Genomic DNA, 22,998 nt, shown 5'->3' with positions numbered 1-22,998 from the left:
CGGCTTGCCTTCCGGCACATCACGGCCTGTGAACAGCCTTGTCACCAGGGGGGATCGATCCACATGGCACCTGTTCGCCCTCTCTCGGCAGCGGCCGTGGCGCCGGCAGGCCGTCACCGGTGACGGCCTGCCGGACCTGTGTGCCGCGGACGGCGCCGGCAAGGTCAGTATCTTCCCGGGTACGGGTACGGCGGCCCCGTACCCGGCGGCGACGGGCTTCGGCCCCGCCGTCCGCCCTCAGTCGAACCAGCGGTCGCGGGCCAGTTCCGCCGTGCGGGAGGGGTCCTCGAGGAGGGCTGCCACCTCGAAGCGGCGGGGCCACTGGCCCGCCGACCAGGCCAGGCCCGCCGCCACGCCCTCGAGGGTGGAGGCGTGCAGGGTGCCGTCGGGGGTGCGGCGCCAGTCGAGTTCCACTCCGCCCGCGATCAGTTCCTCGTGCTCCAGGTAGGTCTCCGGGGTCGAAGGGCCCAGGAGGATCCGGACCGACTCCGGAACGTCGTGCTCCTCGCCCGGGGTCGTCACCTCCGCCGGGACCGTCTCCGAGAGGCGGCGGACCTGGAGGAGCTCCGCCAGGTCGGCCGCGCGGGCCGGGGCGACCGGCAGGAGGGGCAGGCCCGCCGTGAGGGGCAGCAGGTCCGGGGCGTCCGTGATCAGCGCGTCCGCCGCGTCGACCACGACGACCTCGCCGTCCACCACCGCCCGCAGCTCGTCCGGGAGCGTGACCTGCTCGGGGTCCAGATCGGCCAGGGCCCCGTACAGGGCGTGCAGTTGGCGGTCCGACACCTCGCGGTCCGGGTCGGCGAGCCGGCCCAGGAGCTCGGCGGCGCCGCCGGGTTCGTCCAGCAGCGCCGGCACGGTGGTGCGTACGCCGAGCGCCCGCAGGACCTGCTCGTCCTCGAAGCCCGTGGCGTCCGCCGAGGTGTAGAGGCCCGCCAGCAGCGGGTCGCCGCCCGCCGCGCGCAGGCCCGCCGGGCGGCGGCCGTCGAGCACCGGGTGGTCGCGCAGCCACCAGGCGGTGTACGGGCGCACCGACTGCGTGGTGCCGTCCGGGAGGAGGATCCTGACGGGCTGGGTCAGGGCGTCCCGGAGCGGCGGCCGGGCCAGCATGGCCAGGGCCTGGGGCCAGCAGTCGTCGTCGACCAGGTCGAGGTCCCGGACCGCGACGAGTTCCGTCGCCACGGGCGGCAGCGGCGTGTCGGGGAGCTGGTCGAGGACGTCCTCGCACCACACGTCGACCGCGTCCAGCAGGCCCGCGTCGTCGGGCTCGGCGAAGTCCCCCTCGCGGGGCTCCAGTTCGTCCGGGTCGAGGACCACGTCGGTGGCGCGGACCAGCTGGAACTCGGCCAGCACCCCGCAGGCGGTCAGCGGCTGCGCACCCCACCGGTCGGCCAGTTCGGCGTCCACGTACGGGACTTCGTCCTCGCGGATCACCGAGGCCAGCGGGGAGCCCGGCAGCAGGAGCTCGCCCGCGGGCGTGAGCTCGCCGTCCTCGTCAGGGAGGGCCAGCGCGCCCAGCCACGGCTCGTCGCCCGGCGCCAGGTCGGCTTCCCGGACCAGGCCCAGGACCACCTCGGCCAGCTCCTCGGCGTCGAGGGCGTCCTCGTCCCAGATCTCACCGGCATCCAGGGAAGCGGCCACCGCGGCCCGGACCTGCGGGGTCGTCAGGACCGCGCGCGGCGTGGCCGGGAGCGCGCCGAGGCGCTCCAGCAGCGGGTGCGCCGCGTCCGGGTGGGCCACCTTCAGGCCCATCCGGGCCAGGTCCTTCGGGGTTTCCGCGTCGGGCAGCAGCACGTGGCGCGGGCCGATCGTGGTCCGCCCGTCGGCCAGCGGCACCGGCAGGCCCGAGAGCCGGTCCGGATCCACCCCGGCCAGGGTGTCGTACAGCCGGTGCCACCACTCCGGGCCGCGCTCGATGCCCGCGATCCGCTCGATGGCGTCGCCCAGCGGCAGCCGGCCCACGCCCAGCGTGCGCAGCTCGGGTCGGCGCTCCAGCCCGGCGGGGAGCAGGGTCGGCAGCACCTCGGAGAGGACCCGTACGGTCTCGGCGCCCGCGCCCTCCACCACCTCGGCCTCGAAGGGGCGCAGGGCGGCCCGCTCCTCGGCGTGCTCGGCGTGCTCGGCCGGAGCCGCCGGGGCGAGGAAGGCCGTACGGGGCAGCCGCTGCAGCACGGCCGCGCGCAGCGCCCCGTCCAGCACGCCCTTGCCGAGCGGCCCGGGTACGAGGTCCACCAGCGCGGTGGTCACCGGGTCCCATGCGCCCAGCAGTTCGGCGTACGCGTCGGCCGCGCGCTCCACCAGGAAGTCGGTCAGCGGCCCCGGCGCGGGGTGCCGGCGGGCGGTGTCGAGCGGCAGCGTCGCGATGAGCAGGGCGGGGATGCCCAGCGGCTCGTCGGTCGGGGTCGGTGCGTGCACCACGGGAGCGGTGGCCGGGCGTACGGGGGCGCCGTCGGTGTCGACGGGCACGGCCCAGGACACCGTCCAGGTCGGCCGCAGCCGCTCCTCGACCGGCCGGTCGGCGAGCAGCGCCCGCTCGATGGGGCCGCTGTGGCGGACGGTGCGCCAGCGGCGGGTCTCGCCCCCGGCGCCCGCGGCCGAGTCCTCGACGACCGTGTACGCGCCCTCGTCGCGGCGGCGCAGAGTACGGGTGCCCTCCTCCGGGGTCTCCACGAGGATCTCGGCCAGCCCGGGCAGGGTGAGCAGCAGCGCGTCGTCGATGCCGGACAGCAGACGCTGCACCAGGTCCTGCGCGGCGGCGTCGCGCAGCGGGAGGACGACCACGGTGTCGTAGCCCTCGGGTGCGGTGCCCTCGGCGGGCAGCGGCAGCCGCAGCAGGGGGACGTGCCCGTCGCGGCGGCGCAGCTCGTCGCCGAGGCCGGGGCTGCCGTTGGCGGCGTCGCGGGCCAGTTCGCGGGCCTCGGCCAGGGACCAGCGGACACCGCCGTGGCGGCCCAGTACGGCGGGCTCGTCGGACACCGCGAGGACGGCCGCGAAGCCGACGCCGAAGCGGCCCACGGTGTCTCCCGAACCGGCGGACTCCCGCTTGGCGGAGGCCCGCAGGGTGCTCAGCGACTCCACGCCCGTCGCGTCCAGCGGGGCACCGGTGTTGGCGACGGCCAGCACCGCGTGCCCGCCTTCGCCGGGGTGCAGGGTGAGCCGGAGCCGGCCGGGCACCCGGGCCCGGGCCGCGGCGTCGGCCGCGTTCTGCGCCAGCTCGACGACGAGCCGGTCGCGGTAGCCGCCGAGGGCCAGGTCCTCCTCGGCGTTGGCGTCCTCCCGGAAGCGGGCCGGGCCCGCGCCCCAGGCGTCGAGCACCCCGCGCCGCAGCCGGGCCGTGCCGAAGGGGTCCGCGCCACCCTGGGCCGCCGTCACTCGCACGCTCACGCCGCTGCCTCCAAGCTGTCCTGCACTGCACTGCATTCACCGAATGCCGAATGCCGAGGCCATGAAGGTATCGCGTGCGGCCCCCGGCAGTCGGGGCGGCCGGGCCCGTGCCGGGCCACGGCCACCCCCTGGGCGCGGCCGGTGAGATGCGCGAACACGACGACGTCGGAGCCCCGGTGGCGCTCCGCGGTGAGGCTGCCGCCACAGGCGATCAGGCGCAGTGGGGTCGCGCACCCGGTCCGGAACGACGGAGCCCCCGGCGACACGAGGTCGCCGGGGGCTCCGTACCACTACCGGATGCGGGTGCGGGTGCGGTCAGAGCTTCTCGATCACGTAGTCGATGCACGCGGTCAGCGCCTGCACGTCCGCCGGGTCGATCGCCGGGAACATCGCGATGCGCAGCTGGTTGCGGCCGAGCTTGCGGTACGGCTCGGTGTCCACGATGCCGTTGGCGCGCAGCACCTTGGCGACGGCGGCCGCGTCGATGTCGTCCGAGAAGTCGATCGTGCCGATGACGGCGGAGCGCTTGTCGGCGTCCACGACGAACGGGGTCGCGTACTTCGAGGCCTCCGCCCAGCCGTACAGGTTGCGCGCACTGGCCGCCGTACGGCCGGTCGTGAACTCCAGGCCGCCCTGGCTGTTCATCCACCGGAGCTGCTGGTCCAGCAGGAAGAGGGTGGACAGCGCCGGGGTGTTGTACGTCTGGTTCTTCAGCGAGTTGTCGATCGCCGTCGGCAGCGAGAAGAACTCCGGGACGTGCCGGCCGGACGCGTGGACGCGCGCCGCGCGCTCCAGGGCCGCCGGGGAGAACGCCGCCAGCCACAGGCCGCCCTCGGAGGCGAAGGACTTCTGCGGGGCGAAGTAGTAGACGTCGGACTCGGTGATGTCCACCGGCAGGCCGCCGGCACCCGAGGTCGCGTCCACCAGGACGAGTGACCCGGCGTCGGCGCCCGCGACGCGCTTGACCGGCGCCGCCACACCCGTCGAGGTCTCGTTGTGCGTGTACGCGTACACGTCGACGCCCGCTTCTGCCGCCGGCTCGGGGTGCGTGCCCGGCTCGGAGGAGATCACGGTCGGCTCGTCCAGCCACGGCGCGAGCTTCGCGGCCTTGGCGAACTTGGAGGAGAACTCGCCGAAGGTCAGGTGCTGGGACTTCTGCTCGATCAGCCCGTGCGTCGCGATGTCCCAGAAGGCGGTGGAGCCGCCGTTGCCCAGGATCACCTCGTAGCCCTCGGGGAGGGAGAAGAGGTCCCGGAGGCCCTGACGCACCGAGCCGACCAGGTTCTTGACCGGGGCCTGGCGGTGCGAGGTTCCGAGCAGGGAGGTACCGGTGGCGGCGAGGGCGTCCAGCGCCTCGGTCCGCACCTTGGAGGGGCCCGCGCCGAAGCGTCCGTCGGCGGGCTTGATGTCAGCGGGAATCTGGATCTCGGCCACGAGCGGAGCGTATCCGGTCCCGGTCCACGCCTTGGAGGCGCGTCCACCCGATGAGACGAGTCCGGCCGGTGGGAGGGTGGGGGCCGTGACGTCACCCGGGGAACTCGAACGGACATTGCGGGAGAACCTGCGCGGGGAGGTGGACTTCGGGGCCGCGGCGCGCGCCCTCGCGACGATGGACGCCTCGAACTACCGGCGGGTCCCGGTCGGCGTGGTCGCCCCGCGCGACGCGGCGGACGTGGCGGCCGCGCTGCGGATCTGCGCGGACGCGGGCGTACCGGTCGTCCCGCGCGGCGGCGGCACCTCCATCGGCGGGCAGGCCACGGGCGTCGGCGTGGTGCTGGACCTGACCCGGCACATGAACGCCCTCGTGTCCCTGGACCCGGACGCCCGCACGGCCGTGGTCCAGCCGGGCCTCGTGCTCGACCGGCTGCGGGACGCGGCGCGCCCGTACGGGCTGACCTTCGGCCCGGACCCCTCCACCCACTCCCGCTGCACGCTCGGCGGCATGATCGGCAACAACGCGTGCGGGGCCCACTCGGTGGCCTGGGGGACCACCGCGGACAACGTGGCGGAGCTGGCCGTCACGGCGTACGGGGGCTCCTCGTACCGGCTCGGCACGGGTTGGCCGGGGGCCCCGGCGGGCCTGCGCGAACTGGTGTCGCAGAACCTGGCGGTGCTGCGTACGGGCATGGCGGGGGGCGGGGGTTTCTCGCGGCGGATCTCCGGATACGGCGGGCTGGATGCGCTGCTGCCCGAGCGGGGCGTGCAGGTGGCCCGGGCCTTCTGCGGGAGCGAGGGCACGCTGGGGGTGGTGACGGAGGCGGTCGTACGCCTGGTGGAGGCGCCGCGCGCGCCGGCGCTCGCGGTCCTCGGGTACGCGGACGAGAGCGCGGCGGCGGATGCGGCGGCGGGGCTGCTGGGGTTCGGGCCGCTGACGGTGGAGGGCATGGCGCAGGACCTGGTGGGCCCGGCTTCCGGGCTCCCCCGGGGCGGCGGGTGGCTGTTCGTCGAGATGCGGGACGAGGGCGCCGCCCGCTCCCTCGTACGGGCCGCCGACGCGCTGGATGCGGTCGTGGTCACGGACCCGGCGGGGCAGCGGGCGCTGTGGCGGATCCGCGAGGACGCGGCGGGCACGGCGACGCGGATGCCGGACGGCTCGATGGCCTGGCCGGGGTGGGAGGACTGCGCGGTGCCGCCGGCCCGGCTGGGCGCGTACCTGCGGGAGTTCCGCGCCCTGCTGGCGGCGCACGGGCTGCGCGGGACCCCGTACGGGCACTTCGGCGAGGGCTGCGTCCACGTACGGATCGACTTCGACCTGGCGTCGGGGGCGGGGATCGCCCGCTTCCGGGCGTTCTCCTCGGACCTGGCGGACCTGGTGGTCTCCCACGGCGGCTCCCTCTCCGGGGAGCACGGGGACGGACAGGCACGGGCCGAGCTCCTGCCGAAGATGTACGGGGAGGAGGTCGTCCGGCTCTTCGGCGCGTACAAGGACGTGTGGGACCCGGCGGGCGGCATGAACCCGGGGATGCTGGTCCGCCCGGCCCGCCTGGACGAGAACCTCCGCTTCGCGGTACTGCCGGCGACGCCGTTCGCGGGTGAGGTGGCCCGCTGCGTGGGCGTGGCGAAATGCCGGTCCGCTGCCGCGGCCGGTCCGGAGGTGATGTGCCCGTCGTACCGGGTCACGGGGGAGGAGCGGCACTCCACGCGCGGCCGGGCGAGGCTGTTGCACGAGATGCTGGCCGGGGAGGTCGTGACGGACGGCTGGCGCTCGCCGGAGGTCGCCGAGGCGCTGGACCTCTGCCTGGCCTGCAAGGGCTGCCTCAGCGACTGCCCGGTCGGCGTGGACATGGCGTCGTACAAGGCCGAGTTCCTGCACCGCCACTGGGCGGGCCGCGTCCGCCCCCTGTCCCACTACACCCTGGGCGGCCTGCCGGCCTGGCTCCGCCTGATCGCCGCACTCCGCGCGGCAGCCCCCGCGAACGCGGCGGCCCGCCACCTCCGCATCCCGGGCCTCACGACGGAGCGCCCGCTCCCCCCACTGGCCCGCGAGCCGTTCACCCGCTGGTGGCGCAGGTCCGGCGGTTCCGGTGCCTCGAAGGCCGGCGGGGCCGGACCGACCCACGTCACGCTCTGGCCCGACACGTTCACCGAGCACCTCACTCCCGAGGTGGGACGGGCGGCGGTCACGGTCCTCCGGGATGCCGGCCTCCCCGTGGAGCTCGCCCCGAAGGGGGTCTGCTGCGGGCTCACCTACCTCTCCACCGGCCGCCTCGACCGCGCCCGCGCGGTCCTGCGCCGCACCCTGGACGCCCTCGGCGACGTGCAGGGGCCCGTGACGGTCCTGGAACCCAGCTGCGCCGCCGCCCTCCGTACCGACCTGCCCGCCCTCCTCCCCGACGACCTCCGCGCGGAGCGCCTCGCCCGCGCCGTCCGGACCTTCGCGGAGACCCTCGAGGAGTACGCCCCCCACTGGCAGCCGCCCCGCCTCGACCGCCCGGCCGTCGGCCAGACCCACTGCCACCAGCACGCCGTCCTCGGCGACTCCGCCGACCGCCGGCTGCGCGAGCGGGCCGGGCTGAGCGGCCGGCTCAGCGGCGGCTGCTGCGGCCTCGCCGGGAACTTCGGCTTCGAGCCGGGCCACCACGAGGTCTCCGTCGCCTGCGCGGAGGAGCAGCTGCTCCCCGCCCTGCGCGCAGCCCCGCCCGGCGCCGCGATCCTGGCGGACGGGTTCTCGTGCCGTACCCAGATCGCCCAGCTCTCCGACGGCGGCCGAGCCCGCCACCTGGCCGAGCTGTTCGCCGAGGGCCTGGCCGGGGACGTGTCCGGGGACGTGTAAGCCAACACAGGACGTGTAAGCCAACACACGCGGCGATGGCCCTTACGCACCCCTTAGTCTGGATGAATGCCCGCAACTTCGCCCAAGTCCGACCACGCTCCGGCGCCCGCCGATCTCACGACGACCCCGGCCCCCTCCGCGTCGGCCGTCTCGTCCCGCTTCGGCCCCGTCGCACTGGTCATCGCCGCGGGCATCTCCGTGCAGTTCGGCGCCGCGCTCGCGGTCATGATCATGCCGCGGGCGGGCGCCGCGGGCGTGGTCACGCTGCGGCTTGCGGCCGCCGCCCTGGTGCTGCTGGTCCTGTGCCGCCCGAAGGTACGCGGGTACTCGCGCGCGGACTGGGGCACGGTCGTCGCCTTCGGCGTGGCGATGGCCGGCATGAACGGGCTGTTCTACCAGTCCATCGACCGGATCCCGCTCGGCCCGGCCGTCACCCTCGAGGTGCTTGGCCCGCTCGTCCTCTCGGTCGTCGTCTCGCGCCGCCTGGTCAGCCTGCTGTGGGCCGGCCTGGCCCTGGCCGGGGTCGCCCTGCTGGCCGCCCACGGCGGCGGCAGCGGCTTCGGCGGCCTCGACCTCCTGGGCACCGCCTTCGCGCTCGGAGCGGGCGCGATGTGGGCGGCGTACATCGTGTTCAGCGCGCGTACGGGCCGCCGCTTCCCGCAGGCGGACGGGCTGGCCCTCGCCATGGCGGTGGCGGCGGTGCTGTCCCTCCCGCTGGGCGTGGTCGAAGCGGGCTCCGACCTCCTGGTCCCGAGCACCCTGGCCCTCGGGCTCGGTGTCGCCGTCCTGTCCTCCGTCCTGCCGTACACCCTGGAACTCCTGGCGCTGCGCCGCCTGCCCGCACCGACGTTCGCGGTGCTGATGAGCCTGGAGCCGGCGATCGCGGCCACGGCCGGGTTCCTGCTCCTGAACCAGGCGATGTCGGCGCTGGACGCGCTGGCGATCGCGCTGGTCATCGCGGCGAGCATGGGCGCGGTCCGCTCGCAGACCCGGAAGGCGTCCGCCTGATGCCGGCGGCGACGGCCCCGGTCGACGCGTACCTCGCGGCGGCCCCGGAATCCCGCCGCGAGGCGCTGACGCGCCTGCGCGAGCTGTGCCTGGCGGAGCTGACGGGCTTCGAGGAGGTCATGGCGTACGGCATGCCGGCGTACGTACGGACCGGGGCGGACGCGGGGGAGATCGCCTGGGCGAACCAGAAGCAGTACATCTCCTTCTACCTGATGCGGACGGACGTGCGCGACGCCTTCGCGGACCGCCTGGCCGGCCACGACATGGGCAAGGCGTGCCTGCGCTTCCGCCGCCCGTCGACGGTGGACTTCACCCTGCTCCGCGACCTCCTCCGCGCCACGGCAACGGCCGCCCCGGGCCCCGTCTGCACCTGACCGGCGGGCCGGCCGGGCTGCGAGCCTGCCCCGCGCCCTTCAGGCGTCGGGGCCGGACCCGTCACGGTCCGCGTCTCGCTCTCCGTCCCCGTACCGGGCCGTCATCGCCCTCAAGGCGACCCGGATCCGGGCCCGCAGGGATGGTGGGGACAGGACCTCCGCGTCGGCGCCCAGGGCCAGGAACTGGTCCTGCGCCTGCTCGTGCGACTCGATCGGCAGGACCGCCCGCGTCCACCCCGCCAGCTCCGGGTCCGGGACGCCCCCGGCGGTCAGGGCCCGCGCCTGGGCGCCCGTCAGCCGCGCAGCGCCCCGCGGGGAGAGCCGCACCACCGCTTCCTCCGGATGGAGCCGCGCATGGAACTCCTCCTGCGTCCTGCGCCAGTGCGCCGCCAGCTCGAAGCCCTCCGGCAGCAGACACTCCCGGGCCGTCTCGCGGACCGAGAGGATCTGGTCCACCCGGTACGTCCGCGGCCCCGCCGAGCCCGCCGCGTCCGCTGCCCCGGCCGGCCCCGCCGCGTCCGCCGCCCCGGCCGGCCCCGCCGCGTCCGCTGCTCCGGTCGGACGCGCCGCGCCCGCCGGCCCGGAGGGTTCCGCCGGGGCGGCCACCAGGTACCAGCGGCCCGCCTTCAGCACCAGCCCGTACGGCTCGAGCCGCCGGTCCACCTCCTGCGGCTCCTTCCACCGCCGGTAGCGGACCTCGATCACCCGCCCCCGCCACACCGCGTCCGCGACCTGCGCCAGGTACGGGGTCTCCTCGTGCTCCGCGTACCACCCCGGCGCATCCAGGTGGAACCGCAGCCGCATCCGGTCCGCCTGCTCCCGCAGCTCCGCCGGCAGCGCCGCCCGCAGCTTCAGCTGGGCCGCCGACAGGGCCTGCCCGAGGCCGAGTTCCGCCGCGGGACCCGGCATTCCGCTCAGGAACAGCGCCTCCGCCTCACCCGTGCTCAGCCCGGTCAGCCGGGTCCGGTAGCCGGCGAGCAGCTGGTAGCCGCCGCTGTGCCCGGCGTCCCCGTACAGCGGGACGCCCGCCGCGGCCAGCGCCTCCGCGTCGCGGTAGACCGTACGTACGGACACCTCCAGCTCCTGCGCGAGCTCGGCGGCGGTCATCCGCCCCCGGGTCTGGAGCAGCAGCAGGATCGACAGCAATCGGCTGGACTTCACTGACACAGGATGTCAGGGGAGTGCTCCTACGGTGCGCTGCATGAACGACTTCGACTTTCTCCTCGGCACCTGGGACGTCGCCAACCGCTGGCGCACCGACTTCCTCGACCCGGACAGCGCATGGGAGGAGTTCCCGGCCCTGTCCAAGGCCTCCCGCCACTTCGACGGCGCCGCGAGCTTCGACGAGATCGAGTTCCCGACGAAGGGCTTCGCCGGCCTGACCCTGCGCCTGTACGACGCGGAGCGCGGGCAGTGGTCGCTGTACTGGGCGAACCGCCGCACCGGGACCCTCTTCCCGCCGGTCGTCGGCCGCTTCACCGACGGCACCGGCGTCTTCGAGGGCGAGGACACCCACGCCGGCAAGGCCGTCCGGGCGCGGTTCGTGTGGAAGGACATCCGGGCCGACTCCGCCCGCTGGGAGCAGTACTTCTCCCTCGACGAGGGCGCGACCTGGCTCCTCAACTGGACGATGGACCTGACGCGCCGCACCGCGCAGCCCTCCTGAGTCCCGTCGGGTCCGGGACTGCGCCCGCGCCGCCGGCCACGGGGGTGCCTGGCGGCGCGGGCGCAGGTCTGACCCGGCCGTCATCCCAGCGGCAGGTCCAGGTACGACGGCGTGGCCTCCGGGGAGGTGAAGGCCAGCGTCGCGCGCGGCAGGTTGGCGTCCCCGTAGAACGGGTCGCGGGCGTCGATCACCAGCATCAGCCGGTGTCCGCGCGGGACGTCGTACGCCGTCGCCTGGAGCTCGATGTCGGCGCTGACCAGGCTGTCGGGCGGCGAGTCGAGGTCGGAGTACGGGGCGTGCGTGACGATGTGCGCCGTCCCGTCGGGGGCCACGGCGAGCAGGTACGCGACGAACGACGACTTGGCGTTCGCGGCCCGGTACGTGACACGCAGGCGGGGCGTACCGCGCAGCCGGGCCGTCTCCGCCTCCGGGTCCGACGCCCAGACCGCGGCGACGGTGCGGTCGATGTCGCCGGTCCGGTAGGCCTTCGGGCGCCCCGCGATCTCGTCGTACCCCGACCGCACGATCTCGTCGGCGACGGTCGCCGGGGTGTCCACCCCGCACAGGACGCCCGTGCTCCAGCCGGCCTCGGGCCGCTCGGTGAGCTCCCCGCCGCCCACCAGGTACAGCCGGCGCACCTCTTCGGTGACGGAATGCCAGGTGGGGCGGGGTTCCAGGGTCCGGCCCCACATGACCTCGCTGAGTATCTGGCCCTCGTCGGCGATGCCGTTGTCGATCCCCTTGAGGTGCTGGTCGAACCAGCGGTGGGCGTTCGTCCAGATCCGGTTGGGCAGGCCGATCATGCCCGTCATCTCGGGCCCGGAGTGGTCGCCGATGGAGAGGTCGAGGCGCTTGGGGCCGGTGAGCTCGTTGAACATCTTCAGGGTCTGGTTGCCGGGGAAGAGCGTCTCGTGCCAGGCGTGCGAGAAGTACACGGCGACCTGGCGGCGGTTGAGCTCCTTGATGTGGCTGAACGGCGAGCGCGGCTCGGCCCAGCGCAGGGTGCCCCGGATGTCGCGGTCGGCCAGGACGTTCTCGAACACGCTCTGCGTCTGCGGGCTCAGCCGGGCCTTGGAGGCGGCCTTGAGCAGCGCCTCCACCGACGCCACGTGCCGGGTCCGGTTCTCGTAGAAGGCCTCGCCGAGGTCGCCCCAGGAGCTGAGCGCCACCACCGCGTCGACGCGGGTGTCGTGCGCGGCGACGAGCTGGCTGATGCCCGAGCCGTACGAGTCCCCCAGGAAGCCGATCCTCGTGACCGGGCCGGCGGTTCGCTCGATGAGGTGGTCCAGGGCCCGGCTGCCGTCGGCGACGTCGAGCGGGCCGGCCACGTCGACCTGGCCTTCGGAGCCGGCGAAGCCACGGGTGCTGTAGGCGAGCACGTTGTAGCCGCGCGCCGCGAAGACGCTGGCCTGGACGGCGTACGGGAGCCAGCCGTGGTTCGTCCACGGAGAGGGCATCACGATCACCGGCCGCGGCTGGACCCCGTTGTGCCGCCACAGCGCGGCGTCGAGCAGGTCCCCGTCGGCGCCGGCGACCTTGGCGCGGCTGAAGACGGCGACGGAGCGGGTGTCGGCGACCTCGGCGGCGCGGGCGGGGGCGAGACCGGTGACGTCGCCCGTCTCGAGGGCGGTGACGAAGGCGGTGAGGGTGTTCGCGTCGAGTTCGGGATAGAGGGAGAAAGCGGCTGGGATCACGTCGGTTCATCCTCTTCGTCGAGTGAATTCTTCGCGGGGCGGGGGACGAAGCGTTCAGTATCGATGCGACATCCGGTGATCTTTCGGTGCTTTCCGACGTACGGCCTGAATCGCCCCCTCCGGCGCTGCGGCGGCCGCGCCCCGGACCTGCCCGGGTTCGGTGTCGACCGTCAAATCCCCGGTGACCCGGGCCAGTTGGGGGTGATGGCGCGAAGGCGGTGCCCGATGGCCAAATCATGCAAGCATGCTTGATTGTTTTGCTGGCGGCTGCCAGTCTTCCCCTCACGCCGAAAGGGGAGCCCGCCGTGCTCGATCCGTCAGCTGTCGCCGTCTTCGCCGATCTGCGCGACGAAGGCCTCGCACTCGAAACCCTGGTACGGGACCTGCCCGCCGCCGGATGGGCCGGGCCCACCCCCGCGCCCGGCTGGACCGTCGCCCACCAGATCGCCCACCTGCACTGGACCGACCGGGCCGCGCTGGTCTCCCTCACCGACCCCGAAGGCTTCGCCGCCATGGTGGAGGAGGCGGTGAAGTCCCCCGATACCTTCGTGGACGAGGGCGCGGCCCAGGGCGCCGCGCTGCCGCCCGCCGAACTGCTGGACCGCTGGCGGGCCGGGCGCGCCGCCCTCGACGGGGCGCTCGCCGCGGCCTCGCCCGACGCCAAGTTCCCCTGGTACGGGCCGCCGATGAAGGCCGCCTCCATGGCGAGCGCCCGCCTGATGGAGACCTGGGCGCACGGCCAGGACGTCGCGGACGCCCTCGGAGCACGCCGCACCCCGACCGCGCGGCTGCGGCACGTGGCCCGGATCGGCGTACGGGCCCGCGACTACGCGTTCGCCGTACGGGGACTGCCCGCGCCCGCCGGGGAGTTCAGGGTGGAACTCGTACCCCCGGACGGCGGTGAGCCCTGGGTCTACGGCCCGCCGGGCGCGCCGGACCGGATCACCGGCCCGGCGCTCGACTTCTGCCTGCTGGTGACCCAGCGGGCCCACCGTGCGGACCTGGCCCTGACCGCGACCGGCCCCGACGCCGACCGCTGGCTGGACATCGCCCAGGCCTTCGCGGGCCCGGCGGGCCCCGGCCGCGCCCCGGGGGCCGTGCTATGACCGGCCGCCGGCGGCCGCTGCGCATCGGCAACGCCTCGGGGTTCTACGGGGACCGCTTCAGCGCCTTCGAAGAGATGCTGACCGGCGGACCGCTGGACGTGCTGACCGGCGACTACCTCGCCGAGCTGACCATGCTGATCCTCGGCCGCGACCGGCTGAAGACACCGGACCTCGGCTACGCCAAGACCTTCCTGCGCCAGCTGGAGGAGGGCCTCGGCCTCGCGCACGAGCGGGGCGTACGGATCGTCGCCAACGCGGGCGGCCTCAACCCGGCCGGACTGGCCGGCGCGATCCGCACGCTCGCCGCCAAGGTCGGGGTCCCGGTGTCGGTCGCCCATGTCGAGGGCGACGACCTGATGCCGTACGCGGAGGGCGCGCTGACCGCGAACGCCTACCTCGGCGGCGCGGGCATCACGGCCTGCCTGCGGGCGGGCGCGGACGTGGTCGTCACGGGCCGGGTCACCGATGCGGCCCTGGTCAGCGGGCCGGCGGCCTGGTGGTTCGACTGGGCGCCGGACGACTACGACCGGTTGGCGGGGGCGGTGGTGGCGGGCCACGTCCTGGAGTGCGGAACCCAGGCCACCGGCGGCAACTACGCCTTCTTCACGGCGCACGACGTCCGCCGGCCCGGGTTCCCGCTCGCGGAGATCTCCGAGGACGGCTCGTCGGTGATCACGAAGCACCCGGGCACGGGCGGGGTCGTCTCGACGGGCACGGTCACGGCCCAACTCCTGTACGAGACCCAGGGCCCCCGCTACCTGGGCCCGGACGTCACGGCCCGCCTGGACACGGTCCGCCTGGCGCAGGTGGACGTGGACCGGGTGGCGATCACGGGAGTCGCGGGCGAGGCCCCGCCGCCCACCCTCAAGGTGGGGGTGACCCGTATCGGCGGCTGGCGCAACGAGGTGGTCTTCGTCCTGACCGGGCTGGACATCGAGGCGAAGGCCGCCCTGGTCCGGGCCCAGTTGGCCGATGCCCTGTCCCAGGTGGCCACGGCGGACTGGACCCTGGCCCGTACGGACCACGAGGACGCCCCGACGGAGGAGACGGCCAGCGCCCTCCTGCGCCTGGTGGTGCGGGACCCTTCCGCAGACCGGGTGGGCCGCGTGCTGACCTCGGAGGCCATCGAACTGGCCCTGGCCAGCTATCCGGGCTTCCACGTCACCACCCCGCCGGGGCCGGCCCAGCCGTACGGCGTCTTCACGTCGTCGGCGATCCCCGCAAGCTCCGTCCCCCACATGGCAGTCCTCCCCGACGGCACCCGCCACCCGGCCCCCCGCATCCCGGACATGCCGCAGGGCGGCTCCGGGGCGGAGCCCCGGGACGGGGGGCCGGGGGCGGAGCCCACGGTTTCGGGAAGGGGCGGGGTGGGGGAGAGCCCCGCAGGGCCCACCACCCGCGCAGCGCTCGGCAGAGTGATCGGCGCCCGCAGCGGCGACAAGGGCGGCGACGCCAACATCGGGGTCTGGGTGGAATCCGACGAGGCCTGGGACTGGCTCCACCGCACCCTCACCGTCGAGACCCTCCAGACCCTGCTCCCCGAGACCGCAGGTCTCCCCGTCACCCGCCACGCCCTCCCCAACCTCCGCGCGCTCAACTTCACCATCCCCGGCATCCTCGGCGCCGGCGTCGCCTCCGCCCACCGCTTCGACCCCCAGGCCAAGGCCCTCGGCGAATGGCTGCGCGCACGGCACCTGGACATCCCCACCCACCTCCTGCCCACCCCGGAGGGGACCCGCTCATGACCCGCCTCACGACCACCGTCGACCCTCACGCCCCCGAGTTCGCCGCCGCCCGCACCGCCGCACAGGACCGCCTCGCCGAGGTCGACGCCGAGCACGCCAAGGCCCTCCTCGGCGGCGGCGAGAAGTACACCGCCCGCCACAAGGACCGCGGCAAGCTCCTCGCCCGTGAGCGCATCGAGCTGCTCCTCGACCCGGACACGCCCTTCCTGGAGCTGTCCCCGCTCGCCGGCTGGGGCAGCGACCACCCCGTCGGCGCCTCGATCGTCACCGGCATCGGCACGGTCGAGGGCGTCGAATGCCTGGTCACCGCCAACGACCCCACCGTCCGCGGCGGCGCCTCCAACCCCTGGACGCTCAAGAAGGCCCTGCGGGCCAACGAGATCGCCCGCCAGAACCGGCTCCCCTGCATCAGCCTCGTCGAGTCCGGCGGCGCCGATCTCCCCTCCCAGAAGGAGATCTTCATCCCGGGCGGCGCGATCTTCCGCGACCTGACCCGGCTCTCGGCCGCCGGCATCCCCACCGTCGCCGTCGTGTTCGGCAACTCCACCGCCGGAGGCGCGTACATCCCGGGGATGTCCGACCACACCATCATGATCAAGGATCGCTCCAAGGTGTTCCTCGGCGGTCCGCCGCTCGTCAAGATGGCCACCGGCGAGGAGAGCGACGACGAGTCCCTCGGCGGAGCCGACATGCACGCCCGCACCTCGGGCCTCGCCGACTACTACGCCCTCGACGAGCACGACGCGATCCGCCAGGCCCGCCGCGTCGTCGCCCGCCTGAACCACCGCAAGCCCCACCCCGATCCACAGCCCGCCGAGGAACCGAAGTACGACCCCGAGGAACTCCTCGGCATCGTCCCGGCCGACCTCAAGACCCCCTTCGACCCCCGCGAGGTCATCGCCCGCATCGTCGACGCCTCCGACTTCGACGAGTTCAAGCCCCTCTACGGCACCAGCCTGGTCACCGGCTGGGCCACCCTCCACGGCTACCCGGTCGGCATCCTCGCCAACGCCCAGGGCGTGCTGTTCAGCGCCGAGTCGCAGAAGGCCGCCCAGTTCATCCAGCTCGCCAACCAGCGCGACATCCCGCTCCTCTTCCTCCACAACACCACCGGCTACATGGTCGGCAAGGAGTACGAGCAGGGCGGCATCGTCAAGCACGGCTCGATGATGATCAACGCGGTCTCCAACTCCCGCGTCCCGCACCTCTCCGTCCTCATCGGCGCCAGCTACGGAGCCGGCCACTACGGCATGTGCGGCCGCGCCTTCGAGCCGCGGTTCCTCTTCGCCTGGCCCAGCGCCAAGTCCGCCGTCATGGGCCCCCAGCAGCTCGCCGGCGTGCTCTCCATCGTGGCCCGCCAGTCGGCCGCCGCGAAGGGACAGCCTTACGACGAGGAAGCCGACGCCGGGATGCGCGCCTTCGTGGAAGCGCAGATCGAGTCCGAGTCCCTGCCGATGTTCCTGTCCGGGCGGCTGTACGACGACGGGGTCATCGACCCGCGCGACACCCGTACCGTCCTCGGCCTGTGCCTGTCGGCCGTCCACAACGCCCCCGTCGAGGGCGCCCGCGGCGGCTTCGGCGTCTTCCGGATGTGAGCCCGCACATGACGAACCTGAACTCCCTCCTGGTCGCCAACCGCGGCGAGATCGCCGTCCGCGTCTTCCGCACCGCCCGCGCCCTCGGCCTCGCCACCGTCGCCGTCCACTCCGACCCCGACGCCGACGCCCTGCACGTACGGGAGGCCGACGCGGCCGTGCGCCTCCCCGGCGCCGCCCCCGCCGACACCTACCTGCGCGGCGACCTGGTCATCAAGGCCGCCCTCGCCGCCGGCGCGGACGCCGTCCACCCCGGCTACGGGTTCCTCTCCGAGAACGCCGGCTTCGCCCGCGAGGTCGTCGCCGCCGGACTCACATGGATCGGCCCGCCGCCCGAGGCCATCGAGGCCATGGCCTCCAAGACCCGGGCCAAGGAGCTGATGCGCGCCGCCGGGGTCCCGCTCCTGGACCCCGTCGACCCCGCGGACGCCACCGTCGCCGACCTGCCCCTCCTGCTCAAGGCCGCCGCGGGTGGCGGCGGCCGCGGCATGCGCGTCGTACGCGACCTCGACGCCCTCAAGGAGGAGCTGGAGGCCGCCTCCGCCGAGGCCCGCTCCGCCTTCGGCGACGGCGAAGTCTTCGCCGAGCCCTACGTCGAGCGCGGCCGCCACGTCGAGGTCCAGATCCTCGCCGACTCCCACGGCACCGTCTGGGCCCTCGGCACCCGCGACTGCTCCCTCCAGCGGCGCCACCAGAAGGTCATCGAGGAAGCCCCGGCCCCCGCCCTGCCCGAGGCGCTGCGCACCACCCTCCACGAGGCCGCCGTGGCCGCCGCCCGCGCGGTCTCCTACCAGGGCGCGGGCACGGTCGAGTTCCTCGTCGCCGCCGACGGACGCCCGTACTTCCTGGAGATGAACACCCGCCTCCAGGTGGAACACCCCGTCACCGAGGCCGTCTTCGGTCTCGACCTCGTCGCCCTGCAACTGCGCATCGCCGAGGGCGCGGCCCTGCCGCTGACGCCACCGGAGCCCGTCGGCCACGCCGTCGAGGCCCGCCTGTACGCCGAGGACCCCGCCCAGGACTGGCGCCCCCAGACCGGCGTCCTGCACACCCTCGCCGTCCCCGGTGAGGTCCGCGTGGACACCGGCTTCGCCGACGGGGACACCGTCGGCGTCCACTACGACCCGATGCTCGCCAAGGTCGTCGCCCACGCCCCCACCCGGGCCGAGGCGGTCCGCGCCCTCGCCCACGCCCTGGCCGGAGCCCGCATCCACGGGCTCACCACCAACCGCGAACTCCTCGTACGCTCCCTGCGGCACCCGGAGTTCGCCGAGGCACGGCTCGACACCGGGTTCTACGAGCGCCACCTCGGAGCACTCACCGAAGGCAGCCAGGACGCCACGCTGGCCGCGGTCGCAGCCGCCCTCGCGGATGCCGCGCCGGCCCCGGACGGGCCGCTCGCCGCCCGGCTCGGCGGCTGGCGCAACCTCCGCTCCCAGCCGCAGGTCCGCCGCTACACCGCGGCCGGCACCGCGTACGAGGTCCGCTACCGGCCCGCCCGCAGCGGCCCCCCGGAGCTCGTGGACCATCCCGGCGTTCGAGTCCTGGCCGCAGAGTCCGACCGCGTCACCCTCGAAATCGCGGGCGTCCGCCGGATGTTCCACGTGAAACGCAAATCGAACACCGAGGGGGTCGGAGTCGGACCGGGAGCCGGAGCCGGAGCCGGAGCCGCCGAGACCTACGTCGACTCTCCGCTGGGCGCGCACACCCTCACCCCCGTCCCCCGGTTCGCCGATCCCCAGGACCGCACCGAACCCGGCTCCCTGCTCGCCCCCATGCCCGGCACCGTGGTCCGTGTCGCCGAGGGCCTCGCCCCCGGCGCCGCCGTCACCGCCGGGCAGCCCCTGCTCTGGCTGGAGGCCATGAAGATGGAGCACCGCATCGTCTCGCCCGCCTCCGGCACGCTCACCGCGCTCCACGCCACCCTCGGCCACACGGTCGAGTTCGGCGCCCTGCTCGCCGTAGTCCAGGAGGAAACGCCAGCATGAGCCCCGCCACCAGCGCCGTCGTCGAGACCGAAGAACACAAGGCCCTGCGCGCCGCCGTCGCCGCCCTCGGGCAGCGCTACGGACGCGAATACCTCGCCCGCGTCGCCCGCGAGGGCGGCCACCCCGACGAGCTGTGGGCCGACGCCGCCAAGCTCGGCTACCTCGGGGTCAACCTCCCCGAGGAGTACGGCGGCGGAGGCGGCGGCATCGCCGAACTCTCCATCGTCCTCGAGGAACTGGGCGCCGCCGGCTGCCCCCTGCTGATGATGGTCGTCTCGCCCGCCATCTGCGGCACGGTCATCTCCCGCTTCGGCACCGACGCCCAGAAGGAGGCCTGGCTCCCCGGCCTCGCCGACGGCAGCCGCACCATGGCCTTCGGCATCACCGAACCCGACGCCGGCTCCAACTCCCACCGCATCACCACCACGGCCCGCCGCGACGGCGACGAGTGGGTGCTGACCGGGCGCAAGGTCTTCATCTCCGGCGTGGACATCGCCGACGCCACCCTCATCGTCGGACGCACCGAAGACGCACGCACGGGAAGCCTCAAGCCCTGCCTGTTCATCGTTCCGCGCGACGCCCCCGGCTTCTCCCGCACCGTCATCGACATGGAACTCCACGCGGCGGAGAAGCAGTTCGAACTGGTCCTGGACGAGGTACGGCTGCCCGCCGACGCCCTCGTCGGCGACGAGGACGCGGGCCTGCTCCAGCTCTTCGCCGGACTCAACCCCGAGCGCATCATGACCGCCGCGTTCGCCATCGGCATGGGCCGTCACGCCCTCGCCAAGGCCGTCGACTACGCGAAGACCCGCCGGGTCTGGAAGGAGGCGATCGGCGCCCACCAGGCCATCGCCCACCCCCTGGCCGCAGCCCACATCGACCTCGAACTCGCCCGCCTGATGATGCAGAAGGCCGCCCACCTCTACGACGCGGGCGACGACATGGCCGCCGGTGAGGCCGCGAACATGGCCAAGTACGCTGCCGCCGAGGCCTGCGTGAAGGCGGTGGACCAGTCCGTCCACACCCTGGGCGGCAACGGCCTCACCCGTGAGTACGGACTGGCCTCCCTCATCACCGCCTCCCGGGTGTCCCGCATCGCCCCCGTCAGCCGCGAGATGATCCTCAACTTCGTCTCGCACCAGACCCTGGGCCTGCCCAAGTCCTACTGAGAACCCACCCGTGGGCCCCGGGCCTGTCCGGCGGACCAGGGTCGGACGGCCCTAGGGGGTGTCGTCAAAGTCCCGTCTGGCCGGCCCGCCCTCACGGGCGGACTACGGTACTTTGACGACACCCCCTAGCCCCCGGCCACGTCCGCCCAGCCCCCGGCCGCGGACCCCGTGGCCCCGGGGCTGTGCCCCGGTGGGTGCCCTCCGGGGCCACGGGTCGGCCCATCTGCCGTGCCTGGCACTCTTGGCCCAGGCCCGGGCCCAGCCTCGGCCCGGCCACGGCTGCGCCCGTCGGCCCCCCCCCGGGCCGGGAGGTCCGGTCGGCCTGGCCGGCGGGGCCGCAGGCGCCGCCCCCACATCCGCACAACCTCCGGAGGACATGGCATGACCCGCCCAGTCGGCGCCGCGCGAGCGCGTGGCGTCACCACCCTCACGCTCGACTCCCCGGCCAACCGCAACGCGCTCTCCGCGGACCTCGTCGGCGAGCTGCGGGGAGCCCTCGCCGACGCGGCGGCGGACCCGGAGGCACGGGCCGTCGTCCTCACCCACACCGGCAGCACCTTCTGCGCCGGCGCCGACCTGAAGTCCCCGTGCGACCCGGCCGACTTCCTCGCCCTGCTCCGCGAGATCGCCGAACTCCCCAAGCCGGTCGTGGCCCGCGTCACCGGCCACGTCCGGGCGGGCGGCCTCGGCCTCCTCGGCGTCTGCGACATCGCCGCCGCCGGCCCCGCCTCCACGTACGCCTTCACCGAGACCCACCTCGGCGTGGTCCCGGCCGTGATCTCCGCGCCGCTGCTGCCGCGCCTGGACCCGCGCGCCGCCGCCCGGTACTTCCTGACCGCCGAGGCCTTCGACGCCGCCGAAGCCGTCCGGATCGGCCTGCTCACCCTGCACGGCGACGACGTGGACCACGTCCTCGACCCCGTCCTGACCGGCCTGCGCAAAGCCGGCCCGCAGGCCCTCGCCGCCACCAAGGACCTGCTCACCGCCCCGGTGCGGGCCGTCCTCGCCCGCGACGGCGCCGCGCTCACCGCGCTGTCCGCACACCACTTCGGCTCCGCCGAGGCGCGCGAGGGCATCGGCGCCCGCTTCGAACGCCGGGATCCGTCATGGGCCCTGTGACCGACGCCGGCCCCGCGCAGGACGCCCAGCCCGGGCCCAAGCAGGCCCGCAGCCGCGTCACCCGGCGCCACCTCCTGGAAGCGGCCGTCTCCTGCCTCGCCGAACAGGGCTGGGCCGGCTCCACCGTCGCCGTCGTCGCCGAACGCGCCGGCGTCTCCAGAGGCGCGGCCCAGTACCACTTCCCGACGCGCGAGGACCTGTTCACCGCCGCCGTCGCCTACGTCGCCGAGGAACGCTCCGCCGCCCTGCTCGACCTCTTCCACGCCGGGCCCGCCGCCCGCCCCGCCGTGGTCGAAGCCCTCGTCGACCTCTACACCGGAGCCCTCTTCCGGGCCGCCCTCCAGCTGTGGGTCGCCGCCTCCAACGAGGAGCAGCTGCGCCCCCAGGTCACCGAACTGGAGGCCCGCGTGGGCCGCGAGACCCACCGCATCGCCGTGGAGCTCCTCGGCGCGGACGAGTCCGTCCCCGGCGTACGCGAGACCGTGCAGGGCCTCCTCGACATGGCCCGCGGCCTCGGCCTGGCCAACGTCCTCACCGACGACACGGCCCGCCGCGCCCGCGTCGTCGCCCAGTGGTCCCGGATCCTGGACGACACCCTCGGCTGAAGGCTGAAGGCTGAAGGCTGAAGGCTGAAGGCTGAAGGCTGAAGGCTGAAGAACGCCGAGGGCGCCGCCCCCCGTACTCACGGGAGGCGGCGCCCTGACCGGCGACCGGCGTACGAAGGAGACGCTCAGGCCGTCGCGGCGATGTCGGCGTACCCGTCGATCTCGCGCGGGTTGCGCTGGCCCGGCCCGATGTAGCGGGCCGACGGGCGCACCAGGCGGCCCGTCCGCTTCTGCTCCAGGATGTGCGCCGACCAGCCGGCGGTCCGGGCGCAGGTGAACATCGAGGTGAACATGTGCGCCGGGACCTCCGCGAAGTCCAGCATGATCGCGGCCCAGAACTCCACGTTCGTCGCGAGCACCCGATCGGGGCGGCGCGCGTGCAGCTCCTCCAGCGCGGCCTTCTCCAGCGCCGCGGCCACCTCGTAGCGCGGCGCGTCCAGCTCCTTGGCGGTGCGCCGCAGCACGCGGGCGCGCGGGTCCTCGGCCCGGTACACGCGGTGCCCGAAGCCCATCAGGCGCTCGCCCTTGTCCAGGGCCTTCTTCACGTACGCCACGGCGTCGCCGCTGCGCTCGATCTCCTCGATCATGCCGAGGACGCGGGACGGCGCACCGCCGTGCAGCGGCCCGGACATGGCGCCGACGGCGCCCGAGAGGGCGGCGGCGACGTCCGCACCGGTCGACGCGATCACCCGCGCGGTGAACGTCGAGGCGTTCATCCCGTGCTCGGCGGCCGAGGTCCAGTACGCGTCGACGGCCTTCACGTGCTTCGGGTCCGGCTCACCGCGCCAGCGGATCATGAACCGCTCGACCACGGACTCGGCCTTGTCGATCTCGCTCTGCGGGACCATCGGCCGGCCCTGCCCGCGCGCGGACTGGGCGACGTACGACAGCGCCATCACGGCGGCGCGCGCGAGGTCGTCACGGGCGGTCCGCTCGTCGATGTCGAGCAGCGGTTTCAGACCCCACACGGGGGCCAGCATGGCGAGGGCGGACTGCACGTCGACACGGATGTCACCGGAGTGCACCGGGATCGGGAAGGGCTCGGCGGCGGGCAGACCGGGGTTGAACGCCCCGTCGACCAGCAGGCCCCAGACGTTGCCGAACGAGACGTGCCCGACGAGATCCTCGATGTCGACCCCGCGGTAGCGGAGCGACCCACCCTCCTTATCCGGTTCGGCGATCTCGGTCTCGAACGCGACGACCCCTTCGAGCCCGGGTACGAAGTCGGACATCAGGCGGCTCCTCAGATAGTGCGAACACGCGCGGCTCCCGGCG

The 22,998-nt window shown here is 74.5% G+C and carries 16 protein-coding genes; 11 read left to right on the top strand and 5 right to left on the bottom strand.

Annotated elements, in window-relative coordinates; all coding sequences use genetic code 11:
• Window positions 1-237: 237 nt before the first annotated feature.
• Window positions 238-3,417 (bottom strand): sacsin N-terminal ATP-binding-like domain-containing protein, encoded by a 3,180-nt coding sequence (locus ACZ49B_RS20795; protein ID WP_468307921.1) that lies wholly within the window; start codon window positions 3,415-3,417, stop codon window positions 238-240.
• Window positions 3,418-3,696: 279 nt separating this feature from the next.
• Window positions 3,697-4,815, bottom strand: coding sequence for a phosphoserine transaminase (serC, locus tag ACZ49B_RS20790; RefSeq protein ID WP_468307918.1), 1,119 nt, complete (start codon window positions 4,813-4,815; stop codon window positions 3,697-3,699).
• 85 nt (window positions 4,816-4,900) lie between these two features.
• Here serC and ACZ49B_RS20785 point away from each other — a divergent pair, with 85 nt between their 5' ends.
• The 3 genes from ACZ49B_RS20785 (at window position 4,901) to ACZ49B_RS20775 (ending at window position 9,036) form a co-directional block, all read left to right on the top strand.
• The gene (locus tag ACZ49B_RS20785) at window positions 4,901-7,654 is read left to right on the top strand and encodes an FAD-binding and (Fe-S)-binding domain-containing protein (RefSeq protein WP_468307916.1); all 2,754 of its coding nucleotides are present in this window, start codon (window positions 4,901-4,903) and stop codon (window positions 7,652-7,654) included.
• 66 nt (window positions 7,655-7,720) lie between these two features.
• Window positions 7,721-8,662, top strand: coding sequence for an EamA family transporter (locus ACZ49B_RS20780; protein ID WP_468307914.1), 942 nt, complete (start codon window positions 7,721-7,723; stop codon window positions 8,660-8,662).
• The gene (locus ACZ49B_RS20775) at window positions 8,662-9,036 is read left to right on the top strand and encodes a DUF1801 domain-containing protein (RefSeq protein WP_468307911.1); all 375 of its coding nucleotides are present in this window, start codon (window positions 8,662-8,664) and stop codon (window positions 9,034-9,036) included. The genes ACZ49B_RS20780 and ACZ49B_RS20775 overlap by 1 nt, the downstream gene beginning before the upstream one ends.
• A gap of 39 nt (window positions 9,037-9,075) precedes the next feature.
• On the opposite strand, the gene ACZ49B_RS20770 is transcribed toward ACZ49B_RS20775, so the two are convergent.
• A complete protein-coding gene (locus ACZ49B_RS20770; protein WP_468307909.1) occupies window positions 9,076-10,197 on the bottom strand; it encodes a helix-turn-helix transcriptional regulator in 1,122 nt (373 codons plus the stop codon).
• A 40-nt stretch (window positions 10,198-10,237) separates the two neighbouring features.
• Between ACZ49B_RS20770 and ACZ49B_RS20765 the strand changes: the two genes are divergently transcribed.
• Entirely contained in the window at window positions 10,238-10,702 is a 465-nt protein-coding gene (locus ACZ49B_RS20765) for a hypothetical protein (RefSeq protein WP_468307906.1), read from the top strand.
• 80 nt (window positions 10,703-10,782) lie between these two features.
• Here the strand turns inward: ACZ49B_RS20765 and ACZ49B_RS20760 are convergent, their stop codons facing one another.
• Complete coding sequence (locus ACZ49B_RS20760) at window positions 10,783-12,396, bottom strand: alpha/beta fold hydrolase (RefSeq protein WP_468307904.1); 1,614 nt, start codon at window positions 12,394-12,396, stop codon at window positions 10,783-10,785.
• Between the two features lie 305 nt (window positions 12,397-12,701).
• Between ACZ49B_RS20760 and ACZ49B_RS20755 the strand changes: the two genes are divergently transcribed.
• From ACZ49B_RS20755 to ACZ49B_RS20725, 7 genes are all read left to right on the top strand, one after another.
• On the top strand, window positions 12,702-13,502 hold the full coding sequence (locus ACZ49B_RS20755; RefSeq protein WP_468307901.1) for a TIGR03084 family metal-binding protein: 801 nt from the start codon (window positions 12,702-12,704) through the stop codon (window positions 13,500-13,502).
• On the top strand, window positions 13,499-15,247 hold the full coding sequence (locus tag ACZ49B_RS20750; RefSeq protein WP_468307899.1) for an acyclic terpene utilization AtuA family protein: 1,749 nt from the start codon (window positions 13,499-13,501) through the stop codon (window positions 15,245-15,247). Before ACZ49B_RS20755 ends, ACZ49B_RS20750 begins: the two co-directional genes overlap by 4 nt.
• A complete protein-coding gene (locus tag ACZ49B_RS20745; RefSeq protein ID WP_468307897.1) occupies window positions 15,244-16,842 on the top strand; it encodes an acyl-CoA carboxylase subunit beta in 1,599 nt (532 codons plus the stop codon). Before ACZ49B_RS20750 ends, ACZ49B_RS20745 begins: the two co-directional genes overlap by 4 nt.
• An 8-nt stretch (window positions 16,843-16,850) precedes the next feature.
• Complete coding sequence (locus tag ACZ49B_RS20740; protein ID WP_468307894.1) at window positions 16,851-18,830, top strand: acetyl/propionyl/methylcrotonyl-CoA carboxylase subunit alpha; 1,980 nt, start codon at window positions 16,851-16,853, stop codon at window positions 18,828-18,830.
• Window positions 18,827-19,999: an acyl-CoA dehydrogenase family protein gene (locus ACZ49B_RS20735; protein WP_468307892.1), complete on the top strand. Its 1,173-nt coding sequence runs from the start codon at window positions 18,827-18,829 to the stop codon at window positions 19,997-19,999. The genes ACZ49B_RS20740 and ACZ49B_RS20735 overlap by 4 nt, the downstream gene beginning before the upstream one ends.
• 381 nt (window positions 20,000-20,380) lie before the next feature.
• Window positions 20,381-21,118, top strand: a complete 738-nt coding sequence (locus ACZ49B_RS20730; RefSeq protein WP_468307890.1) for an enoyl-CoA hydratase family protein — start codon at window positions 20,381-20,383, stop codon at window positions 21,116-21,118.
• Window positions 21,106-21,723 (top strand): TetR/AcrR family transcriptional regulator, encoded by a 618-nt coding sequence (locus ACZ49B_RS20725; protein ID WP_030298607.1) that lies wholly within the window; start codon window positions 21,106-21,108, stop codon window positions 21,721-21,723. Before ACZ49B_RS20730 ends, ACZ49B_RS20725 begins: the two co-directional genes overlap by 13 nt.
• Window positions 21,724-21,848: 125 nt before the next feature.
• Here ACZ49B_RS20725 and ACZ49B_RS20720 read toward each other — a convergent pair whose 3' ends face one another.
• Window positions 21,849-22,955 (bottom strand): citrate synthase 2, encoded by a 1,107-nt coding sequence (locus ACZ49B_RS20720; RefSeq protein ID WP_468307887.1) that lies wholly within the window; start codon window positions 22,953-22,955, stop codon window positions 21,849-21,851.
• Window positions 22,956-22,998: the final 43 nt, after the last annotated feature.

The organism is Streptomyces sp. NPDC031132 (assembly GCF_055570595.1).
Note: the sequence above shows the minus strand (reverse complement) of the source record. Positions and strands in the feature narration are given on the sequence as shown.